Origin of the sequence: Streptomyces sp. CB00316 (genome assembly GCF_001905595.1) — a bacterium.
Taxonomy (GTDB): Bacteria; Actinomycetota; Actinomycetes; order Streptomycetales; family Streptomycetaceae; genus Streptomyces.
The window spans coordinates 212,867-238,731 of sequence record NZ_LIXI01000009.1 but is presented as its reverse complement, the minus strand read 5'-3'; the positions used below and the strand labels follow the sequence as shown (position 1 = coordinate 238,731).

The following is a 25,865-nucleotide window of genomic DNA, read 5'->3' as shown; positions in this document are numbered from 1 at the left end:
CGGCACCGCCCGGGGGCAGGTCGGGGCAGGGATCAGGCGCTGACCATGTGGAGGGGGACGACGACAACGGCGTACGCGATCAGGGAGAAGGCCGCCGCGGCACCCAGCGTCAGGGCGCGCTCCTTGTGGTCACGGGCCATCAGCAGCGGGATCAGGGCGAACAGCGCCAGGCAGGTGTACGCCTCCGGAATGTGGTGGAGGTCCACCGCGTACAGCAGTCCTTCCATCCCCCAGAGACCGGCGAACGCGCCCAGTCCTGCCACGCGGCGCCGCGTGTCCCGGCCACGCCGCCACCACCAGCCCGCGACACCGAACAGAGGCCCGGCGACGAGAGCAAGCCCGAGCCACACCAGCGGGAAGAAGAGACTGCCCGCCCCGTCCCGCCCGAACTCGGCGTACCCGTAGTACCCGAGCACCAGTCCGACCTCAGCACCCGCGCCGCCCGACGCGGCCTGTAGGAGCCTCTCGTGCCGATACAGCAGCGCCCCGACGGCGAAGGCGACGGTGGACCAGACCGCTCCGGAGTTGGGGAGCTGCTGCCAGGCGTCGGGCAGCCATCCCTGGGCCAGGTTGGTGAGCACGCCGAGGAGCAGACCACCGCCCGTCGCCACAGCGGCGCGGCCGGCCCGGGCGCGCACGTCGCTCCTTGGCGCGGCGGGGGCGTCCGGGATGGTGCTGGTGGTCATCGTCGTCTCCATGGTCACGGTTTCAGGAGCTTTCAGGGCTCTCAAAGATCCTCAGGAGTTCTCGACTATACACCTCACGTATACATGCAGCGCATAGCATCTTTGTTGCGGGGAAGCCTCTCCGTCGCCGGGTCCCGGCACATGGACGATGACGCGGCGACCGGGGGCCCGGTCACCGTGCTGGCCGGCTTCTCCGGGCACGGCTCCAAGTTCGGACCCGCCATCGGCGAACTGGCCGCCGACCTGGCCGAAGGACGGCCGGGCACCGCCCGTTTCGCCCTCGGCCGCACGGCCCCCGCGCGCTGAAGCCGCTCTGTCGGCCCGGCGGGCGGGGAACTCCTGGACTGCCACGGGCGCGAGGAGTACACCAGCCACCTGAGCCGCGCGGGCCTGAGCTGGCGGGCCTGAGCTGGGCGGGCCTGAGCTGGGCGGGCCTGATCTGGCCGGGCGGCGAGGCCCCGTCCCAGCGCCCGGGCCGGGCAGCTCTACGGTACGTAGTGCTGCGGAAGCCCGCGCCGCTCCTCCGGCGGCAGGTTCCGGGCGGGCGTCTCCACCGGGCCCGTCGCCGAACGGCCCCGCTCGCGGTCCCAGCCCGCACGGGCGCGGGGGTGGAAGCGGTGACGCTCGGGAACGCAGTGCCAGGCGTGGTGCACCAGCCGCCCCAGTGCGCGCAGCAGCCGTTCGTCGTGGGGAGTCCAGCGCAGCCCGAGGCGTTCGCGTACGGCGTGCGGATAGAGGCCGATCGTCATCCACAGGGTCAGCCGGACGATCGGGATCCGGGCGACGGCCCACAGCGGCGCGGGCAGCAGCCGCAGGAGAGGTGGTTTGGCGATCCGCCGCATGTTCAGGACGTCCTGGGTCGGCCGGTTGTCCTCCAGGACGTCGGCGCACATGTGGTCCCAGTATCTCTGGAACTCCTCCCAGCTGCGGGGAACGGGCTTCATGGACAGGCCGTACAGCGCGTACCAGCGGACGTGCTCGTCGAAGAGCGTGTGCCGCTGGGCTTCGGTGAGGCCGCCACCGAAGCGCTCGGCCACCTGCACGGTGAGCATGAAGAACGTGGCGTGCGCCCAGTAGAACGTGCCCGGGTTGAGCGCGTGATACGGGCGGCCGCGCTCGTCGACCCCGCTGATCGAGGCGTGGTAGCCGCGCACTTCACGGGCCGTACGGGCGGCGAGCGGGCCGTCGTACACCACTCCCCCGATCGGGTACAGCGAGCGGAAGAGGCGCTCCCAGCGCTCCTCGAAGAAGCGGGAGTGCTCGGCGACGCCCGCGCCCAGTTCGGGGTGCATGTTCTGCATCGACCCGGCCCAGGGGGCGAGGAGGAGGCCCCTCCAGTCGCCGAACCAGCGCCAGGTGAGCGAGTCGGGGCCAAGGGGTTCGACGGTTCTCGGGTCGGTCGGGGCAGGTCCGTGGGCTGACGCTGTCACGTGTACCTCCGGTGAGGGATTCCGTTCCGGGGCCGCTCTGTTCCGTGGCTGCTTTGGTGACTGCGGCCGTGTTCGTGACCGTGGCGTGGTGGATCGTCCCGGCAGTTGCGCCGAGGACCATCTGAGGACACCTGTCATCAAGTTAGAATGTGCGGACGGCTGTCGTCAATCGTCTCGACGGAGGGCGGGCCGACAGGGGGCGGTCAACGGCAGACGAGGGGGCCGGAGTTGGCGGAACGGAGCTGGGGCGGGACCAAGCTCGCCGATCGCCGCGCGGCCCGTCGGCAGGTCCTGCTGGACACCGCCGAGCGCCTGGCCGGCGAGGAGGGGTGCGCGGCCGTCACGGTCCGGTCCGTCTGCAGACAGGCGCGCCTCACGGACCGCTACTTCTACGAGAGCTTCACCGGGCGCGACGACCTACTCCTCGCTGCCTTCGAGCGGGTCGCCGACGAGGCCAGGAACGCCCTGGAGAAGGCCGTGGCGCTCAGCGGCCCACCGCTGGAAGTACGGGCCCGGGCCGCCGTCGCCGCCTTCGTCGCCCTGGTCCTGGACGCACCGCACAAGGGCCGCCTGCTGCTCCTGGAGCCTTTCGCCGACCCGGTGCTCGGCGCCCACAGCCACCGCCTCATGCCGGTGTTCACCGACCTCGTCGGCGGTCAGCTCGCCGGTAGGGGGGACGCCGTCGACCGCCGGATGGCCGCGCACGCCCTGGTCGGCGGCCTGGCGAACCTCTTCGCGGGGTGGCTGCACGGCACGCTCGACGTGCCACGCGAGCGGCTGGAGGCGCACTGCGTGCAATTGGTGATCGCGGCGACGTCGCCCCGGGCCTAGCTGTATTGCCCAGTGAGAGCGGCCGGCCGTCCTCGACCACGCAGCGGGCCGGACGCAGACGTCCGGTCTCGGTCAGGGGTGCGTTGCGGCGGGACACGAGGGCCCTTCTGTGGGTGTAGACGTCGCAATCCACACCGAACCGGAAGGCCCTCACCTGTTCAAGATCCCTCAGCCGAGTTCTGGCTCACCCGTCCACAACCTCCCGGGACAGAACACCTGTGGGTGGGTACTCCGCCAGCCTACGGACTGTACGAGCTGATCCGCTGTGACCCAGCTGTTCACCGACTGAACCGAGGCGCACCCCGGGGCCGGGCCCGGGATGCGCCTCGGCGGCGGATCAGCCCACCAGGTCCGGGGCGCGCAGCATGGCGGACGGGATGCCCCACGCGTCCACGAGATCCCCCGCGAGCGGCCGGACCTTGCGGCAGAGGTCGTTCACCTCACGGGTGATCGCCTTGGAGCGCTGGACGGTCAGCCGGCCGTGCTCCATGAACCACGCCCGGTCCGCCTCGATCGTCGACAGGGCGAACAGGTCGCACAACAGCCCCAGCGCCACCTTGTTGCCGCCCTCGGGCAGGGTACGCGTCTTCTCGACGAACGCCTCCAGCACCAGCCTCTCGACATGTGCGTGGGCGACGGCGATGACGTGGTCCTGCACCTCCGAGAAGACGGCGCCCGGGTCGCGCTTCCGGTCGATTCCGGCCTTGAGCCTGCGGGCCACTCCGGCGAGCATGTGCTCCTCGCGGTAGCGGAACATGGCCAGCTGGTACTCCGAGTCCAGCAGCCCTGCTTCCTGGTCCCACTCGTCGCCGCCCGGCAGCAGGTCACGTACCCGTTCGAGCAGCTTGTGGGCCGAGGTCTTCTCGATGACCGTCTCGACGGCGAGGCTGGTGACGTAGCGGACCGTGCCGAGCTGGTCCAGGTCCTCGAACTCGCTGGCGTAGTCGGTGAGCAGGCCCTTGGCGACGAGTTGCAGCAGGACGTGGTTGTCGCCCTCGAAGGTGGTGAAGATGTCGCTGTCGGCCTTGAGGGCGGCGAACCGGTTGACGGCGAGATAGCCGGCGCCGCCACACGCCTCACGGCACTCCTGGATCACCCGCGTGGCGTGCCAGGTGCCCAGCGCCTTGGTTCCGGCGGCCCGTGCCTCCAGCCGGCGCCGCCCCTGCGGGTCGTCCTCCGCGCCGGAGAAGACCTCGTGCAGCTGCGTGCGTACGACGTCCTGCGCGAAGTGCAGCGCGTACGTCTGCGCGATGAGCGGCAGCAGACGGCGCTGATGCAGGCCGTAGTCGAGGAGCAGCTGCTCCTCTCCCTGGGAGCCCGCCGCGAACTGCCGGCGCCGCAGGGCGTACTTCGTTGCGACGGCGAGGGCCACCTCGGCGGCGTTGACCCCGGCGCCGCCGACGCTGACCCGGCCCTGGACCAGAGTGCCGAGCATGGTGAAGAAGCGGCGGTCGGGGTTGTCGATCGTGCTTCTGTAGACGCCTTCCGGGGTGACGTCGGCGAACCGGTTGAGCAGTGCCTCGCGGGGGACCCGCACGCCGTCGAACCGGATGCGCCCGTTGTCCACGCCGTTGAGGCCCATCTTGCGGCCGTCGTCCTCGATGTCGACGCCGGGCGCCACCTCGCCGCCGACCCGGATCCGTACGACGAAGGCGTGCACGCCCTCGGTTTCCCCGCCCACCTCCAGTTGGGCGAAGACGACGGCCAGCTCACCGTGGCGGGCCGCGTTGCCGATGTAGTCCTTGCGGGCCTGGTCGCCCTCGGTGGAGATGACGAACTCCTGGGCGGCGGCGTCGTACCGCGCGACGGTGCCGAGCGCCTGGACGTTGGAGCCGTGGCCGGTCTCGGTCATCGCGAAGCAGCCCATCAGCTTCCCGGTGACCAGGTCCGGCAGATAGGCGTCGTGGTGGCGTTCGGTGCCCAGGTGCAGAATCGCGCCGCCGAAGAGGCCGAACTGCACGCCGGTCTTGACCAGCACCGACAGATCACCGAAGGCGAGCGTCTCGAACGCGGCGATCGATGCCCCGACGTCACCACCTCCGCCGTACCGCTTCGGGAAGCCCATACCGGTCTGCCCCGTCGCCGCCATCTCGACCACGAGTTCGCGCACCCGCTCGCGGTACGCGTCGATGCCGAGCTCCTCGGCCTCCTCGAGGACCGAGGCGTACGTCACCAGGTTGGTGCGGACCAGGTCACGGACCTCGGCGTACTCGCCGTCCAGGACCTCGGTGAGAGCCCGGACGTCGAGTTCCGGCTGCACGTATCCCGCGGGAGCGGTGGGTGTTCTGTCAGTGCTCATAGCCTTTCGCTACCCCGACCGGCAGCGATAACGCGGTACCTCACGCGGCGCCGTCGAGTACCTCACGCAGACGGCGGGCGAACTCGTCCGGCTTGCCGGGGTAACCGAACTCGCCGTCGAGGAATCCGCCGTGATGGCTCGGGAACACGGTGACCGGTTGCCCGAGCAGTTCGGCGATCGCGACGGAGGTACGCCCGGTCTGGACGGCCTCGGACTCCTCCCCCACCGCGATCACCACGCGGGTGGGGGCACCGGTGATCGCGTCGACATCCGGCTGGTAACTACTGATCGCCCACGACCGGTCGGACAGCAGCGGATCGTCACGCGATCCGTCGTCCTCGGTCGGCATCCCGAACGCGGCCGGATCGGCCTCCGACTGAGCGAAGTACGCCTCGGTGAATTCGCCCTCCCAGGAGGTCATGGCCACGAAGGCGGCCATTCCGGCCCCCCACCCCCGCTTCTCGTAAACGTCCCGGACGGCGGCACGGGCCCGCACGGCCGCGGGACCATCCGGGGTGAGGGTGATGAGCGGCGGCTCGTGGGCGACCAGGACGGTCACATCACCGGGGTACCGGGCCACGACCGCGAGCGCGGTGACCGCTCCGCCACTGCTGGCGAACATCTCGACCGGACCGGCGCCGATCTCCTGGATCAGGGCGTGCACGTCGTCGGCCTGGGTCTCGGGGGTGTGGTCGACCCGCCCGTCCCTGCGGACGCTGCGGCCGAGTCCGCGCGGGTCGTAGGTGACCACCGTGCGCTCGGAGGAACGGGCCGCGAGCGCGGCGAACCCGGTGGCGTCCATGGGCTGCCCGATCATGAACAGCGGCGGGCGCCCGTGGGTGGTGGGCAGCGGCCCGTGCACGTCGTAGACGAGATCGGCGTCGGCTGTCTTGAGCGTGTGAGTCTTCATACCTGGGCAGACCATTCCCGCTCCGAAAACTCATCGGTCCGGGCCGTCCGGTCGGTTCAGACGCTTCGGACGGTTCGCAGGGCGGAACTCAGCGGCTGTCCGGATCCGGGCGGACATGCACGCTGACGGCGTAACCGCATCCCGGGACATAGGGATCGCCGCTCCAGGTGGCGTAGCGCTGCCGCAGGATCAGTCCGGCCCGGTCACACCACTCGTCGAAGTCCGCGAGGCCGAAGGGCGCTTCGGGCAGCGGCAGGTGCGCGGCGTCCAGCCCCATGCCCGTGACCAGCAGGCCGCCGGGCCGCAGCACGGCGGCCAACTGTCCGATGACGGCCGCTTCGGTGCCTGCGGCCAAGAGGGGGACGACGTTGCCTGCGGCCAGCACCAGGTCGAAATCGGGTCGCAGGCCGAGGGTGTCCGTACGGGCCAGATCCCCGAGGAGCCACTCCTGTGAGGGGGCATGGCGGCGGGCGACGGCGAGCATCGAGGCGTCGATGTCCACCCCGGTGCAGCGATGCCCCAGTTCGGCGAGCCGGACAGCGATCCGTCCGGTGCCGCAGCCGGCGTCGAGCACCCGGGCGGCGGGCTCCACCAACGCGGCGCAGAACGTGGCCTCGCCGTGGATGTCGTGCCCCGATTCGGCAAGCCGCGCGAAACGCCGGGCGTACTCCTCTCCGGCCTGTCCGCCGGTGAGTTCCGCCCAGCGGTCCCGTTTCCCGGTCATATCAGCGTGCCTCTCCCTGTCATGTCAGCGTGCCCCCCGATCGGCCCCCGCCCGGTGGTAGCGGGAACGTCTTCGAGGGGAACGTGGTGCCCCCGTATCGTCGCAGCCGTGGGCAGCGCCGGCACCGCGGGGCTCACCGGGCCGCACTCACCGCCGTCTGCACCAGCGCCCGTACCTGGTGCACGATGTCCGAGCGGTTGCGCTCGAAGCCGGGGTCGGTGACCTCACCCGTCGCCGGGTTCTCGTTCCCCGCGCCGAACTGCAGGACGGGCGTGTGCAGATGACCGCCCGGCAGCTTCGACAGCCCCATCCGGTCGCGTAGCAGGGTGACCCGGTAGGCGATCTCGTTGGAGAGGTAGTCGCCACCGCCCCCGGCCCGCGCGGTGGAGCCCGGGGTGGGCCCGTCCGGCCTGGTCACCGGCTGGGTGGCGCCCGCCGGGATCTCGGTGACCTCGGTGTTGTCGTACACGGGGAAGCGGCCCGTGTCCGCTTCGGTGAGCTGACGGTACGGGAGGGTGGTGGAGGTCCACTGCGGCTGCGACGCGGGGTCGGTGACGGGGACCGTCCCGGTGCGCGCGAGGTTCTCGTTGTCGGGGAAGCCACCGCGCCAGGCGCCGTTGGTGCGCTCCACGTCGAAGCGGCCTTGGCGGCCCTGGCTGATGGTGGTGAACACGTCCAGGTGCGGCAGATGCCGGGCGAGGGCCCGCTCGACGGCCCCCTCGGCGAAGTCCGTCCACCGCACCGGGAAGACGACTGCCTCTATCCGGACCGGCCCCTCGGCGGTCCGCACCAGGGTGCCGTCCAGGGCGAGCGCGCTCGCGCCCGAGGGGTTGCCGATCCGGACGTCCCTGTCCAGGGTGAACGGATCGAAGCCGGTGACGAGGACGCGCTTCACCTGGCGGCCCGGGTGGCGGATGTCCTGCTGCCCGCGCGAGGAGGTCTCCAGAACCGTGTGCAGAGCCCTGCGCTGCTGGTCGTCCAGCCCGAACCGAGGTGTCCACGCACGCAGTTCACGGCTCAGGGCGAGTCGGGCCCAGTACAAGGGACGGTCGTCGCCCCGGCTCAGGTCGCCCGTGGCGGGGCCACGGCCCTGGGCGCGGTCCACGGCACGCAGCCACAGTGCCGCGGCGTGGCGGTTCACCACGCGCTCCGCCTGCGCGTAACCGCGGGCACCCTCCAGGGCGTGGACGAAGCGGGGGGCCAGGGCGTGGAATCCGCTGCGCCGCAGGATCTCCTGCGGGGCGGCCCGGTCGAGGCGCTGTTCCTCGACGGTGGGCTCCGTGGTGCTGCGGGTGGTGCCGGCGGGGGACGCCGTGGCAGGCAGGGCGGAGCCCGTGAGGACGAGCAGGAGCGCGACTCCGCCCAGACCGAGCCGGGTGATTGCGGGGAACTGGTGCGTCACGTGGGCCCTTTCGACAGAACGGTTCCGACAGACCGGTTTTGACGGAACGGTCGGTCGCAGTATCGCTGCACCACGGGAGACGACGCCATCCCGCAGTGCCGGACGACGATTCCGCCTGCTGCGTCATGCGTCACGCACCTGCGGCCGCACGGGCGGTGGGAGCCGCAGCCCTGCGCAGCGACAGGGCGAAGGCGCAACTGGTGACGGTGAGGACGACGATCGGTGGAGGGGGAAGCAGGAGAACGGCTGTCGCCAGGACGGCCAGGGAGACTGCCAGGGCCGTCCATCCGAAGGCAGTGCGGCGCTGGACGAGGGCAGGGGCGTGGCGGACGGCGGCGAGGATGAGCAGGCCGCAGGCAGCGGCGAAGAACGCCATGGCGATGCTCATACCGTCGAAGAGATCGAGGACGGTGCGTTCCAGTCCCAGCAGGACGAACGTGGACTCCCGCATGGCCCTCTCGGCTTCGCTCCGCTCCGGTGCCTGGGCGGTCGACGCCGCGACGGCGGAGAGGGCGAGGTGGCCGATCCCCAGGAGGACGAATCCGTAGGCGCCCACCTTGAAGGGCCGCACGGAGTCCGCCCGGGGGAAGGGGCGGGAGGTGACCGCGCTGTTCATGGTTGCTCCTTGGTGGTGACGGAGGGCCGCGAGGGCGATGTGGGGCCGGACGGGGGCTGCCAGCCGAGGACGGTGTCCAGAGCCCTCGACGTGACCGCTGACGGCGTGGCCCGTACGACGAGGTTCCTGGCGGACACGGCCACGGGGTGGGAGAGCCGGGCGAGTTCACCGATGCGCCGGGAGCGGATGCTGATGCGGGTGGTACGCCGGTGTCTGGCCTGCGTGTAGGCGGCGAGGGCAGCCGGTACGTCGGCGTCATCCGCGAGGAGGTGCGCCATGACGACCGCGTCCTCGATGGCCTGGCAGCCGCCCTGGCCCATGTTGGGCGTCATCGCGTGGGCGGCGTCACCGAGCAGGGCCACCCGGCCGGAGTGGAATCGGGGCAGGGGCGAGGCCAGTTCGTGGAAGTCGTGGTGGAGTACGCCGACGGGGTCGGGGTTCCGCTGGTCGAGCCGGTCCAGCAGTGCGGGGATCGGGTCGTGCCACGTGCCGAAGCGCCGGTTCAGTTCCGCATGGTGGTCGGCCGGCTTCGTACCGGGGCCGGACGCGGCGGTGGCGTAGACATAGATCCGGCCGTCGACGAGAGGGACTATGCCGAACCGCTCCCCTCGGCCCCAGGTCTCGGCCGCCGACCGGACCGGGGGGCCGAAGCCGGGCAGCACCGCCCGCCATCCGGCCTCACCGGCGTGACGTAGGCCGGGGTGCCCGGGGAAGAGCTGTCCACGGAGCACGCTGCGCATGCCGTCGGCCGCCACGACGACGTCGGCACGCAGGTCGCCCGCCGACGTAAGCACGACCACCGCGTCCCCCGTGTCGTCCACACCGGTCACCGGTACGCCGAGGCGTACGACGCCGGGCGGCAGAGCGTCGGCGAGGGCGTCGATCAGGGAGGCGCGGTGCACGGCGCGCGCGGGAGGGCGGTAGCGGGAGGACATCGCGCCGGCACCGGCGCGGCTCAGCCACGTGCCGTCGGGGGTACGCAGCCCGACCGGACCGACCAGGGTGTCGCCCGCCCACACCTCAGGGCTCAGGCCGATCGAGTCCAGGGCGCGCAGTGCGTTGGGGGCGAGCACGATGCCCGCGCCGATACCGGTGAGGACGGGAGCCCGTTCGCACACGGTCACACGCCATCCCCGGCGGCTCAGGGCCACCGCCGCGGCGAGACCCCCGATCCCGCCTCCGGCCACGACAGCATGACGAACACCCATATCGACCACGCCCCTCCTTCACTCACACCTCCTCTACATCTGTAGAGGACGACGCTCCGCACTCTACACCTGTAGAGTGCGGGTGTGCCCCTTCCTGATCGCCGGAACCTGATCGCCGACGCCGCCATCAGCACCGTGGCCTCCGCAGGCCTGCGTGGTCTGACCCACCGGGCGGTCGACACCGCCGCCGGGCTGCCGGCCGGCAGTACGTCGTACTACTTCCGCACGCGGAGCGCCCTGATCAGCGCCTGCTACCTCCGCCTGGCGGAACTGACGGTCGCCGACGTGGACCGGTGGGAAGCGCAGCACGGGGGCCCGGACCCGGACTCCGCCGCGGAGGCGTTGGCCGTACTGCTGCACCACTGGCTGACCGTGGGGCGGGAACGCCAGCTCGCGCGCTTCGAGCTCAGCCTTGAGGCGACCCGTCGTCCGGAGCTGCGGGCCGGGCTGGAGACCGCGGGCCTCACCGCACGCTCCAGGGCCACCACCCTGCTGGCGGTGCTCGGCGCCCCCCGCCCGGCGCAGGCTGCGGACCTGCTCGTCGCCTGGACCGACGGGCTGCTGTACGACCGGCTCGCCGGGGCACCGGCCGCGAGCCGCCCGGTACCCGACGTGGCCGAACTGACCCCGGTCGTCCGTCGGATGCTCGCCGCCGTGCTCGCCGCCTGAGGCACAAGGAGGCCATCGCCTCCCTGGGGGGCCGACGCCTTCGGTGGGCGGCGAAAAGGTTGGTCTGCGGGGCCGACGGAACCGGGTAACGTATTTGTCATGTTCTTCCAGACCCCGATGTACGAGTGAGGGCGTGACGGGCCCCGCTGACACCCTCCGGCGTCGCCGCCCGTCCCCCACCGATGAATCCGCAGATCACTTCACATCACCCCCGGGAGAACCTGTGACCGTGAGCAAGAACATCAACAACCCCGTCGGCATGGGCGGCGGCCAGCGCAAGAAGCTGTCCCGCGCCGAACGCCAGAACAACGGTCCGCACCGCAACCTCGACCGCCAGGGCGCAGCCGCCCAGAAGGCGGAGCTGGTGCGCAAGATGCGCGAGAAGGCCGACTCGGCCGAGAGTGCCGGGCAGGCGGGCGACAACACCGCACAGGGCTGACGCACCGCCGCCTCAGTGCGGCACCGCACGGGGCGGCCGCACATGCGGCAGCCCCGTCACCACAACCGCCACCGCCCCGAGCCGACCCCTTCACCCCTTACCCGGTGGCCTGTCCGGCGAGGGCGAGATCGCGCAGTCGCGCGACGCTTCACACGGGCGAGGACATGCTCCTCCGGCCCGCCTGGGCGCGCCGTGGTGTCGGCGCAGGTACACGACCGCGTTCCGGCGGGGCGGTAAAGCCCGCCGCAGTCAGGCGCAGGCCGGACACAAGCCCCGGTAGGTGATCTCCACCGAGCCGACGGCGAACCCGAACCGCTCGGACTCGGGCAGATCACCCAGGGCATTGCCGGCCGGATGGACGTCGCGGACCATTCCGCAGCCGGAGCACACCAGGTGCTGATGAGGGCGGCGCGCGTTCGGGTCGTAGCGCTTGGCCCGGCCCACGGTGGAGACCTCCAGCACCTCACCGATCGCGACGAGTTCCCCCAGCGTGTTGTACACGGTCGCGCGGGATATCTCGGGCAGGCGCACGGCGGCACGCAGATGCACATCGTCCGCCGTCAGGTGCACGTGGTCGCCGTCGAGGACCTCCGCGACGACACGCCGCTGCGAGGTCAAGCGCCAGCCGCGGCTCCGCAGCCGCTGAAGGAGGTCGCTCATCTCGTCCCACCTGTTCCGGTCCACGGGGGACGTGCGACCCCTGGAGGGATCCGACACGCCGCACCCCGGTCGTTATCGTTTTAGCGCACTTCTTGACTTGGACGAAGTCCATTGTAGGATCGATCCCGGCGACATCCAAGAGACAGGAAGAGTCCGGTACGGCAGCAGAGACACGTGACGGGGCACCGCCGGTCGAGAGCGCACCGCCGCCCGCCTTCCGAGCATCGTCCTCGTCGCACCGCCCGGGACCGTCCGGCCCGGTGGTCCGTAAGACGTTCGGGCCCCCTCGGCGAGACCCTGGCAACACAGGTGCCCCTTCTGCACGGCCCGAATCCTCCTCCCCCGTACAGCGCCCCCTCGACCCGCCGGGGCCGGAAGGATCACCCATGACCGAGAACAACGAGTCACACGTCTTCGACCCCGTCGTCCCGGATTCGCCTGAGACGGCCAACCCCGAGGTGCCCGAGGCGCAGGCCAGCGGCTGCCCCGTGGCCCACGGCCGCGCGCCGCACCCCACGCAGGGCGGGGGGAACCGTCAGTGGTGGCCGGACCGCCTCAACCTGAAGATCCTTGCCAAGAACCCCGCCGTGGCGAACCCGCTCGGTGCGGACTTCGACTACGCGGCCGCGTTCCAGGCCCTCGACCTGCCCGCGGTGAAGCGGGACATCGCCGAGGTGCTCACCACGTCGCAGGACTGGTGGCCGGCCGACTTCGGCAACTACGGACCGCTGATGGTCCGGATGGCCTGGCACAGCGCCGGCACGTACCGCATCAGCGACGGCCGCGGTGGCGCGGGCGCCGGTCAGCAGCGCTTCGCCCCGCTGAACAGCTGGCCGGACAACGGCAACCTGGACAAGGCCCGCCGTCTGCTGTGGCCGGTCAAGAAGAAGTACGGCCAGGCGCTGTCCTGGGCCGACCTGCTGATCCTCACCGGCAACGTCGCCCTGGAGACCATGGGCCTGAAGACCTTCGGCTTCGCCGGCGGCCGCGAGGATGTCTGGGAGTCGGAGGAGGACGTCTACTGGGGCCCGGAGACCACCTGGCTCGACGACGAGCGCTACTCCGGCGACCGTGAGCTGGAGAACCCGCTCGGCGCGGTCCAGATGGGTCTGATCTACGTCAACCCCGAGGGCCCCAACGGCAACCCTGACCCGATCGCGGCCGCCCGCGACATCCGCGAGACCTTCCGCCGGATGGCGATGAACGACGAGGAGACCGTCGCCCTCATCGCCGGTGGCCACACCTTCGGCAAGACGCACGGCGCGGGCCCGGCCGAGAGCGTCGGTGCGGACCCCGAGGGCGCCCCGCTGGAGGAGCAGGGCCTCGGCTGGCGCAGCTCGTACAAGTCGGGCAAGGGCGGGGACGCCATCACCAGCGGTCTGGAGGTGACCTGGACCAGCACCCCGACCACGTGGGGCAACGAGTTCTTCCACAACCTCTTCGCCTACGACTACGAGCTGACCGAGTCCCCGGCCGGTGCGAAGCAGTGGGTCGCCAAGGACGCGGAGGCGACCATCCCGGACGCGCATGACGCGTCGAAGAAGCACAAGCCGCAGATGCTCACCACCGACCTGTCGCTGCGCTTCGACCCGGCGTACGAGCAGATCTCGCGCCGCTTCCACGAGAACCCGGAGGAGTTCGCGGACGCCTTCGCCCGTGCCTGGTACAAGCTGACGCACCGCGACATGGGTCCGATCCAGCGCTACCTGGGCCCTGAGGTCCCCTCCGAGGTCCTGCTCTGGCAGGACCCGCTGCCCGCGCGCACCAGCGAGCTGCTGGACGCCGCGGAGATCGCCGCGCTCAAGGAGCAGGTGCTCGCCACCGACCTGGCGGTGGCGCAGCTGGTCTCGGCCGCCTGGGCTTCTGCCGCGTCCTTCCGCGGCAGCGACAAGCGCGGCGGTGCCAACGGCGCCCGCGTCCGCCTGGAGCCGCAGCGCGGCTGGGAGGCGAACGACCCGGACGACCTCGCCCAGGTCCTGCGCGCCCTGGAAGGCATCCAGGAGTCCTTCAACGCCAAGGGCGGCAAGCAGGTCTCGCTGGCCGACCTGATCATCCTCGCGGGCAACGCGGCCGTCGAACAGGCGGCCAAGGACGCCGGCGTCGAGGTGGAGGTGCCGTTCACCGGGGGACGGGTCGACGCCACGCAGGACCAGACGGACGTCGAGTCCTTCGCCGCCCTGGAGCCCGCGTACGACGGCTTCCGCAACTACGTCGGCAAGGGCACCCGCCTGCCGGCCGAGTACCTGCTCCTCGACCGGGCCAACCTGCTGACGCTGAGCGCTCCGGAGACCACCGTCCTGGTGGGCGGTCTGCGCGTGCTGGGCGCCAACTCCGGCGGTTCGACGCACGGCGTCCTCACCGACCGCCCGGGCACGCTGACCAACGACTTCTTCGTGAACCTGCTCGACCTGGGCACCACCTGGAAGTCGACGTCGTCGGCGCAGGACGAGTTCGAGGCCCGCGACGCATCCGGCAAGGTCAAGTGGACCGGCACCCGCGCCGACCTGGTCTTCGGCTCCCACTCCGAACTCCGCGCCCTCGCCGAGGTCTACGCGAGCGACGACGCCCAGCAGAAGTTCGTGACGGATTTCGTCGCCGCCTGGACCAAGGTCACGAACCTCGACCGCTTCGACCTGGTCTGACCACTCCCGGCTGCCGGGGCCGGTGCTTACGCGCACCGGCCCCGGCAGCGGGGTCCGGACGGGCGCCGACACCTGGGACCATCCCCGCGTGCGCGGGGATGGTCCCTTTCCGGCCGTGGCGCGGTTCGTGGCGACGCAGGGCGGGCGGTGCACGTCCACGTGGCGTGACCCGCCCGGCCCAGGCGGGGAGCGGTCAGCGCCTGGGCAGGCGGTGCAGGTCGACCTCGCCCAGCACCCCGTCCGCCACCGTGCACGTCATGTAGGTGCAGTACGGCTGTCGTCGGCGGTCCGTGGGCGAGCCAGGGTTCAGCAGGCGCAGCCCGCCCGGAGCCACGGAGTCCCAGGGGATGTGGCTGTGGCCGAAGACCAGGACGTCCAGCTCCGGGTGGAGCGCGGCGCAGCGCGCCTCCCGCCCGCGGGCCGCCCCCGTCTCGTGGACGACGCCGAACTCCAGGCCCCCCAACCGCACGCGGGCCACCTCCGGCAACCGGGCCCGCAGTTCCGGGCCGTCATTGTTGCCGTACACCCCGACCAGACGTCGGGCACGCCCCTCCAGCAGTTCCAGGGTCGACAGGTCGACCCAGTCCCCGGCGTGCACGACAACGTCCGCCCGCTCCGTTGCCCGCAGCAGTTCGTCGGGGAGCCGTCTGGCGCGCAGGGGCACATGGGTGTCCGCGACGAGCAGCATCCGCACGGAAGGTTCCGTCGCCCCACCACTCCTGTCGGCGTCCATCCGCCTGCCTCCTCCTCAGGTCCGCCCGGCCGCACCGCCTCAGGTGCCTGGCGGTGCGGCCGAGAAGGCCCAGCTCGGCCCCGGACTCAAGGGGCGGTCAGGTCGATGCTGAGTACGTCTTCGTCTCTCGTGGGATGGTCGATCGTGATCGAGCCTGCGGCGCCGAGGTACGTTCCGGTGCCTCCGGTGATCGCGAAGGCGTGGGACCACTGCCGGGCGTTGACCGGTGGCTCCGTCACCGCGGGAAGCGGCCGCTGGAAGGCGGTGGCAGCCGTGATCATGCCGTCGTCCAGGCTCAGGACCAGCGTCGCGATGACGAACGATCCGTCCAGCCCCACGGCGACGGGCAGACAGTGGGCGTTCTCGGTGCCCACGCTGCGGCCCTGCTCGTCCGACAGGTCGTACCGGACGAAGTAGGGGACTCCAGCGGTGAGTACGTCCGGAATATTCGCACCCGTGCGCTTACCCCTGAGGACGATCTGGCCGGCGGCCTTGCGCGCCGCATGTGCGGCCCCGCCCGCCCCTGCGACCAGCCCGCCGGCGATGGCCGCCGCCGAGGTCAGCTGCAGGATGCTCCTGCGATCCATGTCCGTCATCGCCTGCCTCACGCCCCTGTCCGTCGTGTGCTCGGGCGCGTTCGCGCCTTATTCGTAACCGATCCTCGGAACGGAACGGATCGCCTCGCACCCGCAATTCGCCGGAATGGAGGAGCGCACGACCGGGAGAACGCCATGGAGGGGTCAGCTGCGCTTCGGCTTCCCTCACACAGGGAGGCCCGTGGCCCGGCGGGCGGCTCGGACTATGCCCGGAGCCGCCCGATGCGCGTCACCCCGCCCCGCTTCCCACGGTTTGGTACCTTTCACTGGACACGAAAATCGATCGGATGTTCGCTTTTGGGATCTCCGAAACGTCCGTTGTCGGCACCAGACGCTCACGTTCTCCGACGTGCGGCGGGCCACTCCATCGGACCGGGTGAAGCGCATGGCAGGAACCGACCACGAGAAGGCGCTGGACACCGCGCTCGCACAGATCGAGCGGAAGTTCGGCAAGGGCGCGGTGATGCGTCTCGGTGAGCGGCCGAACGAGCCCATCGAGGTCATCCCGACGGGATCGACCGCCCTCGACGTCGCGCTCGGCGTCGGCGGTCTGCCGCGTGGCCGTGTGGTGGAGGTGTACGGGCCGGAGTCCTCCGGTAAGACCACGCTGACGCTGCACGCCGTGGCGAACGCGCAGAAGCTCGGCGGATCGGTGGCGTTCATCGACGCCGAGCACGCCCTCGATCCCGAATACGCCAAGAAGCTCGGCGTCGACACCGACAACCTCATCCTGTCCCAGCCGGACAACGGCGAGCAGGCGCTCGAGATCACCGACATCCTGATCCGCTCCGGCGCGATCGACCTGATCGTCATCGACTCCGTCGCGGCCCTGGTGCCCCGCGCCGAGATCGAGGGCCAGATGGGCGACTCCCACATGGGCCTCCAGGCCCGTCTGATGAGCCAGGCCCTCCGCAAGATCACCAGCGCCCTCAGCCAGACGAGAACGACCGCGATCTTCATCAACCAGCTGCGCGAGAAGATCGGTGTGATGTTCGGTTCGCCGGAGACCACGACCGGTGGCCGGGCGCTGAAGTTCTACGCCTCGGTGCGCCTGGACATCCGCCGGATCGAGACGCTGAAGGACGGCACCGACGCGGTCGGCAACCGGACCCGCGTCAAGGTCGTCAAGAACAAGGTCGCCCCGCCGTTCAAGCAGGCCGAGTTCGACATCCTCTACGGCCAGGGCATCAGCCGTGAGGGCGGCCTGATCGACATGGGCGTGGAGCACGGCTTCGTCCGCAAGGCCGGCGCCTGGTACACGTACGAGGGCGACCAGCTCGGCCAGGGCAAGGAGAACGCCCGCAACTTCCTCAAGGACAACCCCGACCTCGCCGACGAGATCGAGAGGAAGATCCTCGAGAAGCTCGGTGTCGGGGGATCGGCGAAGGCGGCGGTCGCCGAGGACCCGGGCACCGCCCGGGACCCTGATGCCGCCCGGACCCCGGCGGGAAGCGCGGCCTGACAGGTGGGGGCGGTCGTCGGCCTGCCCGCCACGACCTGGGTCCTGATCGTCGCCTCTGCCACCGTGCACCTGCTGCTCCAGCGCACCGACATCCGCAACCTCTCGGCATGGTGCGGGCCGCGTCCGCGAGCACGGCCGCGTCCTTCGCGTCTGCCTTCGCCCCGCCCGGATACAGGTCAGCGATCCGCCGCGTCGTCAGGCCGGGCAGGTAGGCGACCTGACATCCGGCGTCCCGGGGCCACAGGCCGGCGGCCTCTTGCAGGACCGCGAGGAAGAGGACGGGCGAGTGTCGGGGTGCTCGTTCAGATGGGGATCCCTCGGTGAGGCTCATTGCCTCTACTGGTCCGAGTCGGCGGGGAGCTGCCCACCAGGTGACGTTGTGCGGCTCTGCTCTCCGTCCCCGACGACAGGAGCGCCGAGTTCAGCCCGAGCCCGTCAAGCCGGGCCTCGCTCCGGCTGGATTGCCTGCCACCGTGAGCAGGTCCACGACGAAGATCAGCGTCGAGTTCGCCGGGATCAACGAAGAGAGCGACTGTTTGCCGTAGCCGAGACGCGGGGGAACGATGATCTCGCGCCGGCCACCCACCTTCATCCCCCTCACCCCCCGGTCGAAGCCCTTGACGGCCTTGCCACCGCCCACGGCGAACTTGAACGGCTGGTCCCGCTCCCAGGAGGAGTCGAACTCTTTCCCGGACGCGAACGTCACCCCTACGTAGTGAACTTGGACGACCCTGCCCGGATGCGCCTCGGGCCCGTCCCCCACCACGAGGTCCCGGATCGTCAGCTCGGTGGGCGCGTCACCCTCCGGAACCTCGATCATGGGCTTCGCGAGTTCGCTCATCAATTTCCCATCACGCCACCGGCACCCCTCGCACGGGCCGACCGGACACCTGGATATTCCGTGCGGCAGACGATCACGCTACGCCGGAGTTCCCCTCTGCCGTCCCACTGAGCGATGAAGCTCAGCTGGACCAGACGGTTGGCATCGTCCCTATCGGTATCCACCACACTCCGTTAGGACAACTGCCACGCTACCTGGCTGTGCCCTTCACTCGATGTGTCACGCCCGCGAGCACGACGGGCGGCAGGACGGGCCGAGACGCGCCACAGGCGGGTACGGGACGGGAAGCACCGCGAGCCCAGGGAACCCCCGCCCGACGCCAACCCCGCCACCTCCCACTCCGTCCTACGGAGGGGATATCGCTTCGGGGCCGGTCCCGGTGAGTGCCCCTTATCCGGATCCGCAGCAGCCGTAAGGAGAGGGGAAACCGAGTCGTGTTCACATCATCGTCCGGCTCCGTCACGCGCTACTGCTTCCCGGCCGGCGATCCGGTCCGTGCGCCCGGATGCCACTCACCTGCTGTCTGCCGATCAGGGCACTTCTGAAATATTCCCGTGTCTTATCTGACTTTTACGACGATTCATGGCATCCCTTAGGCGATCAGGTGATCAGTACGACAATCATCTCGGCTTGAAGGAGCCCTCATGCGCATCCCTCGTTCCGTCCGATCCCGCAATGCCCGCACGGGCGCCAAGCTGGCCGTCGCGGTCGCAGTCGCCGGTGCCACCCTGGCCGGAGCTCCCGCGGCCTATGCCGTCCCCGGCGACAGCGGTGACATCGACATCCGCTCGGTCAGCTGGCACTCGCGCGGGGACCGCGACGGGGTCGAGGTCTGCAAGTTCGTGCTGGCGGCGAGCAACTTCGAGTCGTTCCCCTCGGTCCCCTGGACGATCACCGAGCAGCCCCCGACCGTGCCGCCGGGCACCACCCTGCTGGACACCCTTCCGCTCATCAACGGCAGTGCGCGCAGTGAGACGTACCTGCTCCCCGAGGGCACGTACCAGTTGGTCTGGGTCGTCCCGGCGGGCCCGAAGCAGAAGAGCTTCAAGGTCGAGTGCCCCGACCGCGGTCACGGCGGCGGCAAGCCTCACAAGCCGCAGCGGCCCATCGGCGCCGTCCCCGCCGGCGGCGGTGGTGTCCCGGACATGGAGCCCATCAGCTCGGAGAGCGACTCGAACGCCGGAACAGCGGCCGCCGCGCTGGTCGCCGGGGCCGCAGGGGCCGCGGGCCTGATCATGATGCGCCGTCGTCGTGCCCGTGGCGAGGCGTAACACCCGCTGCCGACGGCGACGACGAGGACCGACACGGGCGTGCCGTCTCACCATGACGCTGTGCGTGACGTTCTCTCTGGTGGCCGGCGTCGTCTGGGTGTCCTCGGACTCCTCCGAGGACACCCGGACGGTCACCGCCGCCCACGGCAGCGACGCCGCGGGCGGCGGGCCTGAGCCGTTCCGACGCGCACCGCACAAACCGGAGAAGCACGTTCCCCCCTCGCACGCGCCTCTGGTGCCCTCCCGACCACTGAAGGTCGCCATTCCCGCCATCTTCATCGAGGCGGCGGTCACCGGACTCGGCCTCGACGCGAAGGGCCGGCTCGAAGCCCCGCCGTTGAGCAAGCCGAAGCTGACGGGCTGGTACGAGAAGGGGCCGTCGCCCGGTGAGGACGGCACCGCCCTGCTCGTGGGCCACCGGGACACCAGGACCGGCCCGGCCATCTTCCTCAATCTCAACGCACTGCGCCGGGGCGACAAGGTCAACGTGATGCGCGCGGACCGCAAGACCGCGGTGTTCACGGTGGACGCGGTGAGGACGTACACAAAGGACAAGTTCCCCGACAACAAGGTCTACGGGGAGACCGGGCGGCCCGAACTCCGGCTGCTGACCTGCGGCGGGCGGTTCGACGAAAAGGCGGGCTACTCGGCGAATGTGGTGGTTTTCGCCCACCTCACGTCACTGAAGAAGGCAGCGGCCTGAATGCCACGCGCAGACTCGGCCGGTACCTCGGGGACGAGGTACCGGCCGCCCTCACGACCGAAGCGGAGGCTGGCACGCCCCGCCCCTCGCCGCCCCGAACAGCCGCTCCGGCTTAGCGGTGTCAGGCCCGCCAGCCGACACAGCAGGCGCTCGCTCGCAAAGCGTTGAGCGACCGCTCGCGTCTCGGGCGCTTCGAGCGCGCTGAGCGCCCCGTGCCGCGGCATGCGGCCATCGCTCTCGACGAGGTCCTCGATGCCACTGGGGCATTGGTTCGCTGCTGCGACGAGGCGGAACGCGAGGCCCCCCAGGACAGCTCTCCCATGGCCTCCAGAGCCGGGACAGCGGTTCATGGGGCCGATACACGGAGCCATGGGGCCAGCGAGCTGGGACCACTCGCAGCGAGCAGGCCCCGATCCGCGCGGAGGGCTGCGGTGAAGCACCGTCGTACGGGCTCGCTGTGGCGTGCAAGGGAGCATGCGGTCGGCGAGGGGCCGCTCCGGCGCGTACGCCGCCCAGGGTAGCGGCGAAGAGTGGGGCCGGGTCGGCACGGGCAACAAGGTGCGCCCCGGGCTTCGTACCCGGCACGGGAAGGCCGGAGCGCCACGTCGACAGGATTTCGTGACGCGAGGAGAGGCCGGACACGGGCGGATCCCGACCCGCTCCCAGGAGCGAGCGAGCCACTGCTAGCGTGGCGAAGCGTGGATGACAGCGTGTACGTGGGCAACGCGGGCAAGGACGCGGCTCTGGACCGGGGGTGGCTTCTCGGCCACTTCAAAGACGTGGACGATCCGCGTCATAGCCAAGCTGTCGAGATCAAGTGGGGTGTCCACCCCCGCGGCGACGAACGAGCACGGTGGGTCGAGAACGAGAGACGTACAGCCCTCCTGGTCCTCATCAGCGGGCGCTTCCGGGTCGATTTCCCCGGCCACAGCGTTCTTCTGCAAGAGCAAGGTGACTATGTCGTGTGGGGACGGGATGTCGGCCACTCGTGGCTCGCCGAGGAGGAGTCGGTTCTGCTGACCGTTCGCTGGCCTTCAGTACCCGGATACGCGGTGCCGGCCGCGAAGCGGGGCCGCCTGCCGGGCTAGGGGTATCGACCCGCGCGGTACGGATCGAACCCGCCTGCCGCCACCCGGTGCGATCGCCGTCGGAGGCGAGCGGTTCTCCAGCGCCTGCGGACCGGGCATTTCCGTGCACGTCATCACACCGGTGGACGTCCCGTGCATCATGAACATCCACCGGTGACCTTCGCCGGCAGCCACCCCGGCTCCCGCCCGGCCCGATACCGCGACCGGGCAGGAGCCGCGGCGTACCTCGCCGGGCAGCCTCCGAAGGCGACGCACACCCCCGAGGAACGCCCGCGACTACCGGGGTACGGTCGCTACCGTTCGGCGATCCTCAGGAACGTGACCGAGTTGGCGGGGAACGTATACGTGAAGGTGTCCGAGATCCCGGTCAGGGCCGACCTCACGGGGGCAACGGGAGTGGCTGTCTCGCTGTTCTCGGCGGACGGGTCGGCCGCCAGGGTCGTCACCCGGGCCCGGGGGGCCACTCGCGCTCCGCCCAGGTCGACCCTGGTGCGTGCCCCGGTCGCCTGGGCGTTCACGACCTTGACGATCAGGTCACCGGTCGCCGGGTCCCGGGTGACGACCTGACGGAACGGTTCGGCCACCCGGTCGTCGGTGAAGGCCCCCCACTCCTTGCCGTCCAGGTAGAGGGTCACCTGGCGTCCGCGGACCTTGACCTCGATGTCGTAGGCGCGTCCGGACTCGATGGTGCCGGGCTTGCTGATCAGTGTCGTCTTCGCGCCGTTGTCGGAGCGCTCGACTCCGTGCGCCGTGTTACCCCACCCTCCGAGGTTCCACCAGTAGTAGTTGCCGGTGTCCTTGACGCCGAAGGCGACCAGGAATCCTTCGGCACCCGCCTGCTTGGTGGCCTTCACACGCAGGTCGTAGTCGCGCCAGGCGCGGTCGCCCGCGGTGACCGTGGTGTTCTCGGCCGCGATGGCCGTCTGGGTGTACTGCCCGTCCTGGACGGCCCAGCTGCCGCCACCGGTGTGGGTCCAGGCCGAGGCCGGGCCGGAGAAGTCGTCGGTCAGGAGGGTCCTGCCGTCCGCGGCGGTCACCCGTACGTCGTCGTACGAGGCGGCTGTCGCCCACGTCGACAGGCCGACGGCCCCGGAGATGGGTCCGCTGACGGAGGGGGTGGAAGTGGCCTCGGAGGGAACGACCCGGCCACCCGCGTTGTTCATGAACAGCTTCTGGACCTCGTAGTTGGCCGACCCCCAGGAAGCACGGTTGTTGAACCAGATCAGGTTGGGGCGCCACTGCACGTAGTCCTCGTTGGCGAGGACGGGCGCGTAGGAGGCGAGTTTGACGATGTCCGCGTTGCGCTCCAGACCCGTCATGAACGCGGCTTCGGCGAGACCGTTGCCGAAGGTGTTGCCCTGGGAGGCGTACTCACCGAGGAAGACCTTGGGGCCGGAACGGTCGTAGGAGTCGTAACGCTGGTTGTTCTCCAGGAACCACCGCGGGCTGTTGTAGTAGTGCTCGTCGACCATGGCGACGCCGGCGTCCCGGTTGAGTTGCCAGAGAGTGTCGAAGGTCGCACCGGCTGCGGCCGGTCCGGAGTTGGAGACCACCGTGATCCCCGGGTACTTCGCCTCGATGGCCGTACGGAACTTCGTGAAGCGCTCGAAGAACTCCCGGGGCAGGTTCTCCTCGTTGCCGACCTGGACGTGCGTGAGTCCGAACGGCCCGGGGTGTCCCATGTCGGCGCGCTTACGGCCCCAGGTGGACGTCACCGGCCCGTTGGCGAACTCGATGAGGTCCAGGGTGTCCTGGATGTGCCGCTTCAGCAGGGCGTCATCGACGACGGCCCGGTTCTGACCGCAGCCGGTGACCAGGGCGGGCACGACGGGCAGCGGCATCGCCCCCACGTCCTCGGCGAAGCGGAAGTACTCGTAGTAGCCGAGGCCATAGCTCTGGTTGTAGCCCCAGAAGTTGGCGTTGGTGGCACGCTGCTCGACCGGGCCTATGGTGTCCTTCCACTGGTAGGAACGGGCTCGCTGCCAGCCGGACGCCTCGCTGTAGTCCTCCATCGAGCCGGTGTTGACGAGACAGCCGCCGGGAAAGCGGAGGAAGCCGGGCTTGAGCGCGGCGAGCTTCTCCGCAAGGTCCTTGCGCAGGCCCCCCGGCTGCTTCTTGTACGTATCACGAGGGAAGAGGGACACTTCGTCCAGGGCGGCGGCGCCGGCCGAGGCTACGGCGAGCCGTCCGGCTGCGGTGGTGCGCATCGCGGTGAACGTGGCGCGGTACTGCTTCCAGCCGCCCTTCACGGCCTTCTGCTGGGCCGTGGCCAGCACGCCGCCCGCGTCCTTGAGCGTGAGCGTGAGGGTGGTTCCGGTCTCGGCGCGGGCCCATACCGAGAGGTCGTACTTCGCCCCGCTCCTCAGCGACAGTCCGCTGTTGTAGCCGGAGTTGGTCAGGGTCGTGCCCGCCGCCACCCGGGCGTAGTTGCGGTTGTTCGCGTGGAGACGGCCGTCGTCGTTCACGACCGTGGCGGAGCCGTCGACGTCCCAGGAGGTCAGCGAGGTGTAGGCCCGGTTGTCGGCGGTGGAGTACTCGAAGGACCTGTTCTGTACGAGTTCGGCGTACAGGCCTCCGTCGGCGGCCCGGTTGATGTCCTCCAGGAACAGCCCGTACATGGTGTCGTCGATCGCGGCCCCATGCTTGCTCGGGTCCACGGTGATGGCGTAGTCGGTGACCGGCGCCTCGCCGTGCGCGGGGGCCGGCACGAGGGCTGTCGTGACCAGGACCGCGGCGGCCGTCAGGCCGAGCCTGAGACGTGGTCGGGTACTTCTGCGGGACATGGATCCTCCGAGTCGTGGCACCGGAAGGCGCCGGTCTGGGCGGACAGAGGTGTCGTCGTGCGCCCGCGCCGCTGGGCCGACCTGCCACGGCGGCCTCACCCACTTGTGACCGGGAGCAGGGCCGCCCGCAACCGGCCGGCTCACACACTGGCGGCAAAGGCGTCACACGACTACCCGCCGAGAATTGTGAGCGCTAACTCACCATGAGCTCAAGACCCTTGCACTACCCACAAGGGCCGGGCGCGCGGAATCACTCGGCGACCCGTTGACGCAAACGCCCCACTTGACCCCAAACCCCTTGCATCCCGCCACGAACCACGGATCGGGCGGTGGACGAGAAGCGAGCCCGACCCCGCGCGCTGGGTGCCGCGAGGGCACTGGTGAGCCGTCAGCCGTCTTGTTATCGTTAACACACACATGACAGATATTCGGGGCCAGGTATGGTCAGTCGTCGCCTCGCGCGCCCACACGGGGGCTCCGCCGTCCTCCGTCCCTGCTCGCGAGCGGCAGCGGCCCCGATCACCCGACCGTCGACCCGCCCCGAAGGCGTCATCGTGCAAGCGAAGCAGGGGTGACACGACCGGTTGTTTCTCAGGCACGTTCCGCTCGGCCGAGCGGAACCGCACGTCGGCCCGGGTGCGCGGAGGCTCTCGGCAGACCTCTGATCCCTACCGCCGTCGAAGCGTGCCCGCCGACACCCCTCGCCCTCTGCCGCTGTCCCCCCTGTGGTCAAGGAGCTCCATGAACCCGTCCTCGCCCCCTTTCGCCGGAGGCCCTCCGGTGTGTCGCCCCGACCCGGCAGCCGGGCAACGCTGGACCTTCGGCTTCGCCGGGGGACTCACGGCGGAAGTGCACACCCATGGCGCCCGCATCCACGGACTGTGGGTGCCGGACCGGCACGGCCGTCCGGCCGATGTCGTCCTCGCGCCCCGCGAACCGGGCGAGTCGACCGCCGCCGCCCGGTACTTCGGAGCCACGGTGGGCCGGTACGCCAACCGCATCGCCCACGGCCGGTTCACCCTGGACGGCACGCCGTACCAGCTGACCACGCAGGAGAACGGCCATTCCCTGCACGGTGGAACCGACGGGTTCGACACCCGGATCTGGGAAGCCGAAAGCGTGCACACTCCGGAGCGGACCGGGGTAATCCTGCACCTCCGCAGCCCTGACGGCGATCAGGGCTTTCCGGGAAACCTGGACGTCACGGTCAGCTACCTCATAGGCCGGAACGACGAACTCACACTCACCTACGCGGCGGTCACCGACGCCGCCACGCCGGTCAATCTCACCAACCACGCCTACTTCAACCTCGAAGGCGAGGGCGCCGGTGACATCCTCGATCACGAGCTGGCCGTCGACGCCTCCCACTACACACCGGTCGACGGAGATCTCCTTCCGCACGGGGAGCATCTCCCCGTCTCCGGTACCGCGTTCGACCTCCGCAGCCCTCTCAAGCTCTCCGAGGCGCTGGCCGGCTCCGAGCATCGGCCCATGCCGGCGGGCGGGGGGTACGACCACAACTTCGTACTGACCCCGGACGGCGACGGCACGCTGCGCCGTGCGGCCGTCCTCCGTGCGCCGGCCACGGGCCGGTGCATGGAGGTGTTCACCACCGAGCCCGGCCTGCAGGTCTACACGGCCGGACAGTTCGACGGAACCGTCGTCGGTAAGAGCGGAACGCCCTACCGGGCGGGAGCCGGTATCGCGTTGGAGACCCAGCACTTCCCCGACTCCCCGAACCGCCCCGGCGACCCGTCCACGGTGCTCCGCACCGGCGATGAGTACCGGTCGACGACGGTCCTGCGATTCGGTGTCCGCGGCTGACCGCTCAGGGACATGCCGAGGTGGCTGTGCCCGCCGGTGGTCGACGGC

General features: G+C 70.5%; 23 protein-coding genes and 1 pseudogene. 10 read left to right on the top strand and 14 right to left on the bottom strand.

The features are described from left to right. Positions 1-32 precede the first annotated feature (32 nt). Positions 33-686 carry a DUF6518 family protein gene (locus AMK21_RS24895; RefSeq protein ID WP_234422041.1) on the bottom strand — a complete coding sequence of 218 codons (654 nt, stop codon included), beginning with the start codon at positions 684-686 and terminating at the stop codon, positions 33-35. 141 nt (positions 687-827) lie between these two features. Between AMK21_RS24895 and AMK21_RS34505 the strand changes: the two genes are divergently transcribed. Then, on the top strand, positions 828-992 hold the full coding sequence (locus AMK21_RS34505; RefSeq protein WP_234422040.1) for a hypothetical protein: 165 nt from the start codon (positions 828-830) through the stop codon (positions 990-992). Positions 993-1,171: 179 nt separating this feature from the next. Here AMK21_RS34505 and AMK21_RS24890 read toward each other — a convergent pair whose 3' ends face one another. After that, the gene (locus tag AMK21_RS24890) at positions 1,172-2,116 is read right to left on the bottom strand and encodes an oxygenase MpaB family protein (RefSeq protein ID WP_073881396.1); all 945 of its coding nucleotides are present in this window, start codon (positions 2,114-2,116) and stop codon (positions 1,172-1,174) included. A 228-nt stretch (positions 2,117-2,344) separates the two neighbouring features. On the opposite strand from AMK21_RS24890, the gene AMK21_RS24885 reads away from it, so the two are divergent. Further along, positions 2,345-2,947, top strand: a complete 603-nt coding sequence (locus tag AMK21_RS24885) for a TetR/AcrR family transcriptional regulator (protein WP_073881395.1) — start codon at positions 2,345-2,347, stop codon at positions 2,945-2,947. Between the two features lie 337 nt (positions 2,948-3,284). Here the strand turns inward: AMK21_RS24885 and AMK21_RS24875 are convergent, their stop codons facing one another. From AMK21_RS24875 to AMK21_RS24850, 6 genes are all read right to left on the bottom strand, one after another. Then, positions 3,285-5,246 (bottom strand): acyl-CoA dehydrogenase, encoded by a 1,962-nt coding sequence (locus AMK21_RS24875; protein ID WP_073881394.1) that lies wholly within the window; start codon positions 5,244-5,246, stop codon positions 3,285-3,287. Positions 5,247-5,286: 40 nt separating this feature from the next. Next, positions 5,287-6,156 carry an alpha/beta fold hydrolase gene (locus AMK21_RS24870; RefSeq protein ID WP_073881393.1) on the bottom strand — a complete coding sequence of 290 codons (870 nt, stop codon included), beginning with the start codon at positions 6,154-6,156 and terminating at the stop codon, positions 5,287-5,289. Between the two features lie 88 nt (positions 6,157-6,244). After that, on the bottom strand, positions 6,245-6,880 hold the full coding sequence (locus AMK21_RS24865) for a class I SAM-dependent methyltransferase (protein ID WP_073881392.1): 636 nt from the start codon (positions 6,878-6,880) through the stop codon (positions 6,245-6,247). Between the two features lie 133 nt (positions 6,881-7,013). Beyond that, positions 7,014-8,282: a pyroglutamyl peptidase gene (locus AMK21_RS24860; protein WP_073881391.1), complete on the bottom strand. Its 1,269-nt coding sequence runs from the start codon at positions 8,280-8,282 to the stop codon at positions 7,014-7,016. A 130-nt stretch (positions 8,283-8,412) separates the two neighbouring features. Further along, positions 8,413-8,898, bottom strand: coding sequence for an LIC_13387 family protein (locus AMK21_RS24855; RefSeq protein ID WP_073881390.1), 486 nt, complete (start codon positions 8,896-8,898; stop codon positions 8,413-8,415). After that, positions 8,895-10,106: an FAD-dependent monooxygenase gene (locus AMK21_RS24850; RefSeq protein WP_073881389.1), complete on the bottom strand. Its 1,212-nt coding sequence runs from the start codon at positions 10,104-10,106 to the stop codon at positions 8,895-8,897. Before AMK21_RS24850 ends, AMK21_RS24855 begins: the two co-directional genes overlap by 4 nt. A gap of 84 nt (positions 10,107-10,190) precedes the next feature. Here AMK21_RS24850 and AMK21_RS24845 point away from each other — a divergent pair, with 84 nt between their 5' ends. After that, on the top strand, positions 10,191-10,775 hold the full coding sequence (locus AMK21_RS24845) for a TetR/AcrR family transcriptional regulator (protein ID WP_073881388.1): 585 nt from the start codon (positions 10,191-10,193) through the stop codon (positions 10,773-10,775). A 223-nt stretch (positions 10,776-10,998) separates the two neighbouring features. Then, positions 10,999-11,214, top strand: a complete 216-nt coding sequence (locus AMK21_RS24840) for a DUF6243 family protein (RefSeq protein ID WP_199863280.1) — start codon at positions 10,999-11,001, stop codon at positions 11,212-11,214. A 249-nt stretch (positions 11,215-11,463) separates the two neighbouring features. Here the strand turns inward: AMK21_RS24840 and AMK21_RS24835 are convergent, their stop codons facing one another. Next, the gene (locus AMK21_RS24835) at positions 11,464-11,874 is read right to left on the bottom strand and encodes a Fur family transcriptional regulator (RefSeq protein ID WP_073881387.1); all 411 of its coding nucleotides are present in this window, start codon (positions 11,872-11,874) and stop codon (positions 11,464-11,466) included. 386 nt (positions 11,875-12,260) lie between these two features. Between AMK21_RS24835 and katG the strand changes: the two genes are divergently transcribed. Beyond that, positions 12,261-14,516, top strand: a complete 2,256-nt coding sequence (gene katG / locus AMK21_RS24830; protein ID WP_073881386.1) for a catalase/peroxidase HPI — start codon at positions 12,261-12,263, stop codon at positions 14,514-14,516. A 193-nt stretch (positions 14,517-14,709) separates the two neighbouring features. Here katG and AMK21_RS24825 read toward each other — a convergent pair whose 3' ends face one another. Together AMK21_RS24825 and AMK21_RS24820 are read right to left on the bottom strand one after the other, a co-directional pair. After that, positions 14,710-15,249: a metallophosphoesterase family protein gene (locus tag AMK21_RS24825; RefSeq protein ID WP_420712521.1), complete on the bottom strand. Its 540-nt coding sequence runs from the start codon at positions 15,247-15,249 to the stop codon at positions 14,710-14,712. 86 nt (positions 15,250-15,335) lie between these two features. Beyond that, positions 15,336-15,845: a hypothetical protein gene (locus AMK21_RS24820; RefSeq protein WP_073881385.1), complete on the bottom strand. Its 510-nt coding sequence runs from the start codon at positions 15,843-15,845 to the stop codon at positions 15,336-15,338. 385 nt (positions 15,846-16,230) lie between these two features. On the opposite strand from AMK21_RS24820, the gene recA reads away from it, so the two are divergent. Continuing rightward, entirely contained in the window at positions 16,231-17,307 is a 1,077-nt protein-coding gene (recA, locus tag AMK21_RS24815; RefSeq protein ID WP_073881384.1) for a recombinase RecA, read from the top strand. 103 nt (positions 17,308-17,410) lie between these two features. On the opposite strand, the pseudogene AMK21_RS24810 reads toward recA, so the two are convergent. Further along, a pseudogene (locus AMK21_RS24810) lies at positions 17,411-17,533 on the bottom strand (IS110 family transposase); the annotation flags it as partial. 195 nt (positions 17,534-17,728) lie between these two features. Next, positions 17,729-18,148, bottom strand: a complete 420-nt coding sequence (locus AMK21_RS24805; RefSeq protein WP_073881383.1) for an FKBP-type peptidyl-prolyl cis-trans isomerase — start codon at positions 18,146-18,148, stop codon at positions 17,729-17,731. A gap of 644 nt (positions 18,149-18,792) precedes the next feature. On the opposite strand from AMK21_RS24805, the gene AMK21_RS24800 reads away from it, so the two are divergent. The 3 genes from AMK21_RS24800 to AMK21_RS24790 all read left to right on the top strand — a co-directional run bounded on the left by AMK21_RS24800 (position 18,793) and on the right by AMK21_RS24790 (position 21,210). Next, positions 18,793-19,419, top strand: a complete 627-nt coding sequence (locus AMK21_RS24800; protein ID WP_073881382.1) for a hypothetical protein — start codon at positions 18,793-18,795, stop codon at positions 19,417-19,419. Between the two features lie 52 nt (positions 19,420-19,471). Next, positions 19,472-20,122, top strand: a complete 651-nt coding sequence (locus AMK21_RS24795) for a class F sortase (protein WP_073881381.1) — start codon at positions 19,472-19,474, stop codon at positions 20,120-20,122. Positions 20,123-20,820: 698 nt separating this feature from the next. After that, entirely contained in the window at positions 20,821-21,210 is a 390-nt protein-coding gene (locus tag AMK21_RS24790) for a signal peptidase I (RefSeq protein ID WP_073881380.1), read from the top strand. 293 nt (positions 21,211-21,503) lie between these two features. Here AMK21_RS24790 and AMK21_RS24785 read toward each other — a convergent pair whose 3' ends face one another. After that, complete coding sequence (locus AMK21_RS24785; protein WP_073881379.1) at positions 21,504-23,993, bottom strand: alpha-L-arabinofuranosidase C-terminal domain-containing protein; 2,490 nt, start codon at positions 23,991-23,993, stop codon at positions 21,504-21,506. A 741-nt stretch (positions 23,994-24,734) separates the two neighbouring features. On the opposite strand from AMK21_RS24785, the gene AMK21_RS24780 reads away from it, so the two are divergent. Further along, entirely contained in the window at positions 24,735-25,817 is a 1,083-nt protein-coding gene (locus tag AMK21_RS24780; RefSeq protein WP_073881378.1) for an aldose epimerase family protein, read from the top strand. Positions 25,818-25,865 lie beyond the last annotated feature (48 nt).